Raw genomic sequence first — 10,655 nt, 5'->3', positions numbered from 1 at the left:
AAACGCTGCGCCCACCGGACAGCCGACCCTCTCAGGCCTTCCGCCCCGCCGTGCGGCGCAACAAAGAGAACATTACACACGCGTTTCCGGCCTGGTCAAACCGGGGTGCCTGTCATCTGGGCCACACTTCGAAAAGCCTGCAATTCCAGGGGCTGCCGTCGTCGGCAGCCCCTGGATCGCGTCACGGCAGCCGGACGCCGGAGACCGACCGCTTGCCCTTGCGTAGGACGACCCAGCCGGAGTCGCCGACGCCGTGCCCGGCGAGGGTCAGCTCGGGGTCCTCGACCCGCTCGTTGTTCACGTAGGCGCCGCCCTCGGCGACCGCACGACGGGCCGCGGACTTGCTGTCGGCCAGACCGGCGGCGACGAGCGCGTCCACGACGGTGGGCGCGTCGTCGAGCTCGACTCCCCCGGCCTCGCGCAGCGCGGCCTCGAGGGTCGACGCCGGGAGCTCGGTCAGGTCGCCGCGGCCGAACAGCGCCTGCGACGCGAGCTCGGCGGCACGCGTCTCGTCCTCCCCGTGCACCAGCGTGGTGAGCTCGGAGGCGAGCAGCCGCTGGGCCGCGCGTGCTCCGGGACGCTCGGCGTGCTCGGCCATCACCCGGTCGATCTCGTCGACCGGGAGGAAGGTGAACTGCTTGAGGTACTCGCCGACCTTGAGGTCCTCGGCCTGGATCCAGGACTGGTAGAAGGCGTACGGGCTCATGAGCGCCGGGTCGAGCCAGATGGTGCCGGACTCGGTCTTGCCGAACTTGGTGCCGTCGGCCTTGGTGATCAGCGGCGTGGCCAGCGCGTGGACGCGGTCGCCGTCGGCGCGGCGGACGAGCTCGACGCCGGCAGTGATGTTGCCCCATTGGTCGCTGCCGCCGGTCTGCAGCGCGCAGCCGTGGCGGCGGTGCAGCTCGAGGTAGTCCATCGCCTGGAGCAGGACGTAGCTGAACTCGGTGTAGCTGATGCCGGACTCCAGGCGGCTGGCCACGACGTCGCGGGCCAGCATGCGGTTGACCGGGAAGTGCTTGCCGATGTCGCGCAGGAAGTCCACCGTCGACAGCGACTGCGTCCAGTCCAGGTTGTTGACCAGGACGGCGGCGTTGTCGCCCTCGAAGGAGACGAAGCGGGAGACCTGTCCGCGGATGCGCTCCACCCACTCGGCGACGGTCTCCTTGGAGTTCATGACCCGCTCCCCGCTCTGCTTGGGGTCGCCGATCAGGCCGGTCGAGCCGCCGACGAGCAGCAACGGGCGGTGGCCGGCGAGCTGGAGCCGGCGGGCCGTGAGGATCTGCAGGAGGTTGCCCACGTGCAGGGACGGCGCCGTGGGGTCGAAGCCCACGTAGTAGGTCAGGGGCCCCGCGTCCATCTCGTCCCGGAGCGCGTCCAGGTCGGTCGAGTGCGCGATGAGTCCGCGCGCTTCGAGGTCGTCGATGACGTGGGTCACGGTCTTTCCGTTTCGTCGGTGTGCCGCGGCTCTCGCGGCGCCTCGAGCCTATCGAGGGAATACGGCCGGGCGAACGACGGTTCGTCCGATCGTGACTCAACGAGTGAAGGTCGACGTCTGGTCCGACATCGCGTGCCCCTGGTGCTTCGTGGGCAAGCGCCGCTTCGAGCAGGGCGTGGCCGCCCTCGGCGACGGCGTGGAGGTGGAGGTCGAGTACCACTCGTTCGAGCTGGCCCCCGACACCCCGGTGGACTTCGAGGGCAGCGAGGTCGACTTCCTGGCCGGCCACAAGGGCATGCCCGCCGCGCAGGTCGAGCAGATGCTGGGCCAGATGACCCAGGTCGCCGCCGGCGAGGGCCTGGCCTACGACTTCGACGCCCTGCAGCACACGAACACCCGCAAGGCGCACGAGCTGCTGCACCTGGCCAAGGCGCACGGCGTCCAGCCGGCCATGAAGGAGCGCCTGCTGCGCGCCTACTTCGAGCAGGGACGCCACCTGGGCCGTGTCGACGAGCTCGCCGACCTGGCCGTCGAGGTCGGGCTCGACCGCGACGTGGTCGTCCGTGAGCTGGAGGCCGGGACGTACGCCGACGCCGTCCAGGCCGACGTCGACCAGGCGATGCGGTACGGCATCGGCGGCGTGCCGTTCTACGTCGTCGACGGCAAGTACGGCATCTCCGGGGCGCAGTCGCCCGAGACGTTCGCCGGCGCGATCGAGAAGGCGGCGAGCGAGCAGTGACCGGTCCGTTCGAGATGGTCGGCGACGACGCGCCCGTGTGCGTCGACGGCGTGTGCGCGCTGCCCGCCGCTCAGGACGGCGAGACGGACGAGGCGCGCGGCGCCCTCGGCGAGCGCCGGTAGACGCTGACCGTCGGGTCGCCGTCCACCCAGAAGCGCCAGGGCGCGTCGGCGGCCTTGCTGACCCCGACGCGCGGCCCGGCCATGACGCGGGCCGGCTCCTCGACCCGCTCCCCCAGGTGCACGGGCTCGGGGTCGAGCAGGTCGGTGCCCTTGTCCTCCAAAGTGATGCCGAGCGCCTCGGCGAGGTTGCCCGGGCCCCGGGCCAGCCCCACGTCCGCCACCTTCGGCCCGCGCCGCTCCCGTGCCAGGTCGAGTCCCTCGACGACACGTCCGGCGCGCACGAGGACGGCGGACGCCTCCCCCTCCGGGCTGGTCACGACGTTCGCGCAGTGGTGCAGGCCGTAGGAGCGGTAGACGTACAGCCGCCACGGCGGGCCGTACATGATGTCCGACCGCGGCGTGCGGGTGTAGGCGTGCGAGGCGGGGTCGAGCGGGCCGGCGTACGCCTCGACCTCGGTGATGAGGACCGTGACGCCGTGACCGACCAGCGCCCGGCCGAGCAAGGACCGGGCGTCGTCGAGGACGGGCAGCTCGCTCAGGGCGCCTTGACCGCCACGACCGGGATGGACGTGTCGAGCATCAGCCGCTGGGCGACGGCGCCCATGATGAGCTTGCCGACCGGGGTGCGCTTGCGCATGCCGATGACCAGCAGCTCGGCACCGCGGTCCTCCAGCACGTCGACCACGGCGCCGACGACGTCGTGGTCCTCGACCTGCGCGACGTCGTGCGCGATGCCGGCGCGGTCCAGCCGCGCGGTGACGTCCGACAGGTCGGCCGGCGGTGGGGTGGTGCCGTCCGGGCCGGGGCCGACGACGTTCACGACGAGCACCGTCGCGTCACGGCGCAGCGCCTCCTCCACGGCGAACTCGACGGCCGCCTGGCCGTAGGCGTCGGGCCGGTAGGCGATCGCGATGGTCATGCCGCGAGCCTATCGCCGCCCCGCGAGCCCGCCACGGGGGCTCAGCCGAGCCGGGCGCGCAGCTCGGCCAGCTGCTCGGCGACCCGCGCCGGCGCCGTGCCGCCGCGCGAGTCGCGCGACGACAGCGAGCCCTCGACGCTGAGCACCTCGCGGACGCCGGGCGTCAGGTGCGGCGAGATGGCGGCGAAGTCGTCGTCGGTCAGGTCCCACAGCTCGATGCCGCGCTGCTCGCAGGCCTGGACGCAGGCGCCGGACAGCTCGTGCGCGACGCGGAACGGGACGCCCTGCTTGACCAGCCACTCGGCGACGTCCGTGGCGAGCGCGAAGCCCTGCGGGGCCAGGGACTCCATGCGCTCGGTGTTGAACGCCATCGTGCGGACCATGCCGGTGAAGGCGGGCAGCAGCACCTCGAGGGTGTCGATCGAGTCGAAGACCGGCTCCTTGTCCTCCTGCAGGTCGCGGTTGTAGGCGAGCGGGAGGGCCTTGAGAGTGGCCAGCAGGCCGGCCAGGTTGCCGATGACGCGTCCGGCCTTGCCGCGGGCCAGCTCGGCGATGTCGGGGTTCTTCTTCTGCGGCATGATGCTCGACCCGGTGGAGTAGCCGTCGTCGAGCCGGACGAAGTCGAACTCCTTGGTGTTCCAGAGGATGACCTCCTCGGCGAGCCGCGAGACGTCCACGCCGATCATGGCCGTGACGAAGGCGAACTCAGCGACGAAGTCGCGCGCGGCCGTGCCGTCGATCGAGTTGGCCGACGAGCCGGTGAAGCCCAGGTCGGCCGCCACCTTCTCCGGCGACAGGCCGAGCGACGACCCGGCGAGCGCGCCGCTGCCGTAGGGCGAGTCGGCGCCGACGCGGGCGTCCCAGTCGGCGAGCCGGTCGAGGTCGCGGACCAGCGGCCAGGCGTGGGCCATCAGGTGGTGGCTCAGCAGCACCGGCTGCGCGTGCTGCAGGTGGGTGCGGCCGGGCATCGCGACGCCGAGGTTCCGCTCGGCCTGGTCGGCGAGCGCCTCCACGAGCTCGGTGACGAGCGCGGAGATCGCGCGGCCGTGGTCGCGCAGGTACATCCGGAAGAGCGTGGCGACCTGGTCGTTGCGCGAGCGTCCGGCCCGCAGGCGTCCGCCCAGCTCGGCGCCGAGCCGCTCGAGCAGGCCGCGCTCCAGCGCGGTGTGGACGTCCTCGTCGTCGGGCTGCGGGCCGAAGGCGCCCGAGCGGACGTCGGCCTCCAGGGCGTCGATGCCCGCCACGAGTCGCTGGTGGTCGTCGGCGCTCAGCAGGCCGGCGGCGTGCAGGACGCCGGCATGGGCGCGCGACCCGGCCAGGTCGTAGGGCGCCAGCCGCCAGTCGAAGTGGGTGGAGCGCGACAGCTCGACCAGCTCGGGGGACGGCCCGGAGGCGAAGCGGCCGCCCCACAGGCGGGTCTGGTCGTTCTCGGTCACGAGGGCTCCTTCGGGGACGTGGCGAGCATGGTGAACCGCTGGGCGACGGCGTCGCCGCCGGACGGGTCGCGGCAGATGAGCAGGACGGAGTCGTCACCGGCGATGGTGCCCAGGACGTCCCCGAGGGTCGCATGGTCGATGGCCGAGGCCAGGTACTGGGCCGCGCCCGGCGGCGTGCGCAGGACGACCAGGTTGGCCGACGCCTCCGCCGTCACCAGCACCTCGCGGCAGATCCGGGCCAGCCGGGCCTGCGACGCGGGGCTGTCGACGGCCGGGCGCGGGGTGGCGTCGCCGCCCTCGGCCGGGACGGCGTAGACCAGTCCCCCGTCGCGGCGCACGCGCACGGCGTCCAGCTCGACCAGGTCGCGCGAGACGGTCGAGGGCGTGGCGACGACGCCCTGCGCCTCGAGCAGCGCGACGAGGTCGCCCTGCGAGCGGACGGCGTGACGGCCCAGCAGCTCGACGATGAGCTGCTGGCGGGCCGCCTTGGTGGTGGGGACGACCACGGTCAGGACGCCTTCGCCAGCAGCCAGGCCAGGACGGCCTTCTGCGCGTGGAGCCGGTTCTCCGCCTCGTCCCACACGACGCTCTGCGGACCGTCGATGACGTCCGCGGCGATCTCCAGGCCTCGGTAGGCCGGCAGGCAGTGCAGGACGACCGCGTCCGGCCTCGCCAGGCCCATCGCCTCGGTGGTGATCGAGTAGCCGCTGAACAGCGCGAGCCGCTCGGCCTTCTCGTCCTCCTGGCCCATGGAGACCCAGGTGTCGGTGATGACGACGTCGGCGTCGCGCAGCGCCTCGGCCGGGTCGTCGGTGATGACGACCGAGCCGCCGGTGGTCGCGGCGACCCGCTGGGCGTCGGCGACGATCGCCGGGTCGGGCTGGTAGCCCGACGGGGCCCCCACGCGGACGTGCATGCCGGCGGTGGCGCCGCCGAGCACGTACGAGTGGCCCATGTTGTTGGCGCCGTCGCCGAGGTAGGCGACGGTGAGGCCGGCGAGCGTGCCCTTGTGCTCCAGCACGGTGAGCCAGTCGGCCAGGATCTGGCACGGGTGGAAGTCGTCGCTGAGCGCGTTCACCACCGGGACGCCGGCGTGCGCGGCCATGTCCTCCAGGCCGGCCTGGGCGTACGTGCGCCAGACGACGGCGGACGTCATGCGGCCGAGCACGCGCGCGGTGTCGGCGATCGGCTCGCCGCGACCGATCTGCGTGGTGCCGGTGTCCATGACCAGCGGGTTGCCGCCGAGGTCGGCGATGCCGACCGCGAACGAGACCCGCGTGCGGGTGGACGACTTGTCGAACAGCACCGCGACCGTCTGGGGTCCGGCGAGCGGCTTGCGGGCGTAGGGCTCGGCCTTCATGGCCAGGGCCAGCTCGAGCACCTCGCGCTGCTCGGCGGGACTCAGGTCGTCGTCGCGCAGGAAGTGCCTCATGCCGTCGCCTCCGTCAGCAGCATCGCGAGCGTCTTCGCGGCGCCCGACGCCTGCTCGGCGGTGAGCACGAGCGGCGGGGCGAGGCGGAGCCGCTCCGGCGTCGCCGCGTTCACGACCAGGCCGGCGTCGAGCGCGGCGGTGGCGACCTGCGGGGCGACCGGCTGGTGCAGCACGATGCCGACGAGCAGGCCGCGGCCGGTGGTCTCGGCCACGAGCGGGTGGGCGGCGAGGTCGGCGCGCAGCTGGTCGCCGACGGTGCGGGCGTTCTGCAGCAGGCCCTCGGACTCGATCGCGTCCACGACGGCCAGGCCGGCGGCCGTGGCCACCGGGTTGCCGCCGAAGGTGGTGCCGTGGTTGCCCGGCTGGAGCAGCTCGCCGGCCGCGCCCAGGCCGATGCAGGCGCCGATCGGCACGCCGCCGCCCAGGCCCTTGGCCACGGTGACCAGGTCGGGCGTGACGCCGGACGCGCTGTGGGCGAACCAGTCGCCCGTGCGGCCCATGCCGGTCTGCACCTCGTCGATCCACAGCAGCGCGCCGTGCTCGGACGTGATGCGGCGCGCGGCCTCGAGGTAGCCCTGCGGCGGGACGACCACGCCGGCCTCGCCCTGGATCGGCTCGAGCAGCACGGCGGCGACGGTGTCGTCGACGGCCGCCTCGAGCGCGGCGACGTCGCCGTACGCGACCCGCAGCACGTCGCCGGGCAGGGGCTCGAACGGCTCGCGGTAGGCCGCCTTGGCGGTCAGCGCGAGCGCGCCCATCGTGCGTCCGTGGAAGGCGCCGTCGGCGACGACGACCTTCGTGCGTCCGGTGCGGCGCGTGGCCTTGAACGCGGCCTCGTTGGCCTCGGTGCCCGAGGACGTGAAGAAGACCTTGCCCTCGGCACGCTCGCCGCCGCCGAGCAGCGCCAGCAGCCGCTCGGCGAGCTCGACCTGCGGGAAGGAGGTGAAGAAGTTCGAGACGTGGCCCAGGGTGCTCACCTGCTCGGTCACCGCCCGGACCAGCGCGGGGTGCGCGTGGCCCAGGACGTTGACCGCGATGCCGCCCAGCAGGTCCAGGTAGCGGTTGCCGTCGACGTCCCAGACGTACGGCCCCTCGCCGCGCACGAGCACGCGCTGCGGCGGGCCGAAGGTGTTCATGAGCGACGCGGCGTAGCGCTCCTGCCACTCCGCGCTCGTGGTCTGCTGCGCGGTGCCGGCGAACTGCTCGGTCATGCGCGGACCTCCGTGAGAAGCGCAGGATACGAACGCCCGCGCGTGACTGTCTGGTCGGTTCCCTCGCTGCGCTCGGTCATGACTCGTCCTTCTTCATCGAGGTCTTGTACAGGGCGCTGCGGACCTTCGTCGGCGCGCCGGGCAGCACCTGGGTGCCGACGCCCTCGTCGGTGAAGATCTCCAGCAGGACGGCGTGCGGCTCGCGGCCGTCGACCACCGTCGCGCCGGTGACACCGCCCTCGACCGCCTTCAGGCAGGCGGTCATCTTGGGGATCATGCCGCTCGCGAGCGTCGGGATGACCTCGGCGAGGTTCTCCGGCGAGATCTCGCCGATGACGTCCGTGCTCTCGGGCCAATTGACGTACAGCCCCTCGACGTCGGTGAGGACGAGCAGCTTCTCGGCGCCGAGCGCGACGGCCAGCGCGGCGGCCGCGGTGTCGGCGTTGACGTTGTGCACCTGGCCGGTGGCGTCCGGGGCGACGGTGGAGACGACCGGGATGCGTCCGGCGTCGATGAGGTCCTGGACGGCCTCGGGACGCACGCCGACGACCTCGCCGACCAGGCCTACGTCGACCGGCTCGCCGTCGACGACGGGCATCGTCTTCTCGGCGGTGAACAGGCCGCCGTCCTCGCCGGACAGCCCCACCGCGAGGTCGCCGTGCTGGTTCAGCAGGCCCACGAGCTCACGGCCGACCTGGCCGGTGAGCACCATGCGGACGACCTCCATCGCCTCGGGCGTGGTCACGCGCAGGCCGCCGCGGAACTCGCTCTCGATGCCCAGCCGGTCGAGCATCGCGCTGATCTGCGGGCCGCCGCCGTGCACGACGACCGGCTTGAACCCGGCCAGGCGCAGGAACACGATGTCCTCGGCGAAGGCGCGCTTGAGCGACTCGTCGGTCATGGCGTTGCCGCCGTACTTCACCACGACGACCTTGCCGTGGTACTTCTTCAGCCACGGCAGGGCCTCGGCGAGGGTCGCCGCCTTCGCCGTGGCCTTCTTCCACTCGGTCGGGTGCCACTCGTCCTGCGCCTCGAGGTCCGTGCCGAACGGGCTGTCGGTGTCCGTCATCTCGTGCTCCGTCATGATGAGTACGCCGAGTTCTCGTGGACGTACGCGTGGGTCAGGTCGTTGGTCCAGATCGTCGCGGACGCGTCGCCGGACTTGAGGTCGATCGTGACGCTCACCTGGCGCGGCTCGAGGTCGACGCCGTCGGCCGACTCGGCCGGACCGCTGGCGCGGCACACCCACACGTCGTTGAGCGCGACGTCGAGGTCGGCGGGGTCGAAGGCGGCCTGCGTCGTGCCCACCGAGGCCAGGATGCGGCCCCAGTTCGGGTCCTTGCCGAAGATCGCGGCCTTGAACAGGTTGCTGCGGGCCACCGAGCGGCCGACCTCGACCGCGTCGTCCTCGCTGGCCGCGTGGACGACCTCGATGGCGATCTCGTGGTCGGCGCCCTCGGCGTCGGCCAGCAGCTGCAGCGCCAGGCTGTGGCACACCTCGTGCAGCGCGGCGGTGAACGCCTCCGCGTCCGGCGTGACGCCCGAGGCGCCGCTGGCCATGAGCAGCACCGTGTCGTTCGTGGACTGGCAGCCGTCGGAGTCGAGCCGGTTGAACGTGGTGCGGCAGGCCTCGCGCAGCGCGGCGTCCGCGGTGGCGCTGTCGACGTCGGCGTCGGTGGTGATGACGACGAGCATCGTGGCCAGCGCCGGGGCGAGCATGCCCGCGCCCTTGGCCATGCCGCCGACGGTGAACCCGTCGCGGGTGGCCTGCGCCTGCTTGGGCACGCTGTCGGTGGTCATGATCGCGCGCGCGGCCGCCGCTCCCCCGTCGTCGGCGAGCCCGTCGATCGCCCGGGCGACGCCGCCGAGCAGGTCGTCGCGGTCGTTGACCAGGCCGATGAGCCCGGTCGAGCAGACCTGCACGTCGATCGCGCCCACGCCGAGCCGCTCGGCGACGAGCTCGGCGGTCGCGTGCGTCGTCTGGAAGCCCTCGGCGCCGGTGTAGCAGTTGGCCCCGCCGGAGTTCAGCGCGACCGCGGACGCGCGACCGCCCTTGATCGCCTCCTGGCTCCAGAGCACGGGGTTCGCCTTGCAGCGGTTGGACGTGTAGACGGCGGCGGCTGCCGTGCTCGGGCCGTCGTTCACGACGACGGCGACGTCGGGGTCGCCGCTGGACTTGAGGCCGGCGGCCACGCCGGCGGCGCGGAAGCCCTGGGCTGCGGTGACGCTCATGCGGGGTCCCCGCAGACGCGCGAGCGAAGCGAGTGGGTCTGTGGGGTGCGGCTCACGGAGCGACTCCTTCGGTCGGGAGGCCGGTGGTCTCGGGCAGGCCGAGGGCCAGGTTCATGGACTGGATCGCGCCGCCGGCGGTGCCCTTGACCAGGTTGTCGATGCCGGTGACGGTGACGAGGCGGCCGGCGCGCTCGTCGACGGCGACCTGCACGAACGCGTTGTTCGAGCCGAGCACGGCCGCCGTGGTGGGCCAGACGCCCTCGGGCAGCAGGTGGACGAACGGCTCGTCGGCGTAGGCCTTCTCGTAGGCGGCGCGGACGTCCGCGGCGTCGCCGGTCAGCCGGGCGGTGGCCGTGGCGAGGATGCCGCGGGCCATCGGCACGAGCGTCGGGGTGAACGAGATCGAGACCTGGTCGGCACCGGCCGAGCGCAGGTTCTGGACGATCTCGGGGTTGTGCCGGTGCGCACCGCCCACGCCGTACGCGGACGCCGAGCCGAGCCCCTCGGACGCCAGCAGGTGCGGCTTGGCCGCCTTGCCCGCGCCGGAGAAGCCGTTGGCCAGCACCGCGACCAGGTCGGTCGGCTGCACCAGGCCGGCGTGCACGGCCGGCTGCAGGCCGAGCGTCACGGCGGTGACGTTGCAGCCCGGCACCGCGATGCGTCCGACGCCGGGCAGCTCGTCGCGCTGGCGTCCACCGGCAGCGGTGATCAGCTCGGGCAGGCCGTACGGCCAGGTGCCGGCATGGTCGCCGCCGTAGTAGTCGGCCCAGTCCCGCGCGGAGGTCAGCCGGTGGTCCGCGCCCAGGTCGACGACGAGCGCGTCGTCACCGAGCGTCGCCGCGACGGCGCCCGAGTGCCCGTGCGGCAGACCCAGGAAGACGACGTCGTGGCCGGACAGCGTCTCGGCGTCGGTCGGCTGCAGCACGCGGTCGTGCAGCGGCGTCAGGTGCGGCTGGTGCTCGACCAGGCGCGAGCCGGCGCTGGACGCGGCGGTCAGCGCGCCGATCTCGACCTGCGGGTGCTGCAGCAGCAGGCGCAGCACCTCGCCGCCGGCGTAGCCGCTCGCTCCCGCGACGGCGACGGTGATCTTCTTCTCGGTCATGGTGTCCCCTCCGGTCGGGCCCCGACG

At 73.1% G+C, this 10,655-nt stretch carries 11 protein-coding genes; 1 reads left to right on the top strand and 10 read right to left on the bottom strand.

Going from position 1 to position 10,655, the window contains the following annotated elements; translation table 11 throughout:
• Positions 1-181: 181 nt before the first annotated feature.
• The gene (gene tyrS / locus HGAM_RS16365) at positions 182-1,435 is read right to left on the bottom strand and encodes a tyrosine--tRNA ligase (RefSeq protein ID WP_019146584.1); all 1,254 of its coding nucleotides are present in this window, start codon (positions 1,433-1,435) and stop codon (positions 182-184) included.
• Between the two features lie 91 nt (positions 1,436-1,526).
• Between tyrS and HGAM_RS16360 the strand changes: the two genes are divergently transcribed.
• Positions 1,527-2,174 (top strand): DsbA family oxidoreductase, encoded by a 648-nt coding sequence (locus HGAM_RS16360; protein WP_038951926.1) that lies wholly within the window; start codon positions 1,527-1,529, stop codon positions 2,172-2,174.
• A gap of 70 nt (positions 2,175-2,244) precedes the next feature.
• On the opposite strand, the gene HGAM_RS16350 is transcribed toward HGAM_RS16360, so the two are convergent.
• From HGAM_RS16350 to argC, 9 genes are all read right to left on the bottom strand, one after another.
• Positions 2,245-2,835, bottom strand: a complete 591-nt coding sequence (locus HGAM_RS16350; protein WP_038951925.1) for a DNA-3-methyladenine glycosylase — start codon at positions 2,833-2,835, stop codon at positions 2,245-2,247.
• Positions 2,832-3,215, bottom strand: coding sequence for a universal stress protein (locus HGAM_RS16345; RefSeq protein ID WP_019146580.1), 384 nt, complete (start codon positions 3,213-3,215; stop codon positions 2,832-2,834). The genes HGAM_RS16350 and HGAM_RS16345 overlap by 4 nt, the downstream gene beginning before the upstream one ends.
• Before the next feature lie 41 nt (positions 3,216-3,256).
• Complete coding sequence (gene argH / locus HGAM_RS16340; RefSeq protein WP_019146579.1) at positions 3,257-4,651, bottom strand: argininosuccinate lyase; 1,395 nt, start codon at positions 4,649-4,651, stop codon at positions 3,257-3,259.
• Positions 4,648-5,157, bottom strand: coding sequence for an arginine repressor (locus tag HGAM_RS16335; protein ID WP_019146578.1), 510 nt, complete (start codon positions 5,155-5,157; stop codon positions 4,648-4,650). Before HGAM_RS16335 ends, argH begins: the two co-directional genes overlap by 4 nt.
• Before the next feature lie 2 nt (positions 5,158-5,159).
• On the bottom strand, positions 5,160-6,083 hold the full coding sequence (gene argF / locus HGAM_RS16330) for an ornithine carbamoyltransferase (RefSeq protein WP_019146577.1): 924 nt from the start codon (positions 6,081-6,083) through the stop codon (positions 5,160-5,162).
• The gene (locus HGAM_RS16325) at positions 6,080-7,294 is read right to left on the bottom strand and encodes an acetylornithine transaminase (RefSeq protein WP_019146576.1); all 1,215 of its coding nucleotides are present in this window, start codon (positions 7,292-7,294) and stop codon (positions 6,080-6,082) included. Before HGAM_RS16325 ends, argF begins: the two co-directional genes overlap by 4 nt.
• Positions 7,295-7,370: 76 nt before the next feature.
• Positions 7,371-8,363: an acetylglutamate kinase gene (gene argB / locus HGAM_RS16320; RefSeq protein ID WP_038951923.1), complete on the bottom strand. Its 993-nt coding sequence runs from the start codon at positions 8,361-8,363 to the stop codon at positions 7,371-7,373.
• An 11-nt stretch (positions 8,364-8,374) separates the two neighbouring features.
• Positions 8,375-9,526 (bottom strand): bifunctional glutamate N-acetyltransferase/amino-acid acetyltransferase ArgJ, encoded by a 1,152-nt coding sequence (gene argJ / locus HGAM_RS16315; RefSeq protein WP_019146574.1) that lies wholly within the window; start codon positions 9,524-9,526, stop codon positions 8,375-8,377.
• Positions 9,527-9,578: 52 nt separating this feature from the next.
• Entirely contained in the window at positions 9,579-10,628 is a 1,050-nt protein-coding gene (gene argC / locus HGAM_RS16310; protein ID WP_019146573.1) for an N-acetyl-gamma-glutamyl-phosphate reductase, read from the bottom strand.
• Positions 10,629-10,655: the final 27 nt, after the last annotated feature.

The sequence above is a fragment of the Aeromicrobium massiliense JC14 genome (assembly GCF_000312105.1).
Lineage (GTDB): Bacteria > Actinomycetota > Actinomycetes > Propionibacteriales > Nocardioidaceae > Aeromicrobium > Aeromicrobium massiliense.
Note: the sequence above shows the minus strand (reverse complement) of the source record. Positions and strands in the feature narration are given on the sequence as shown.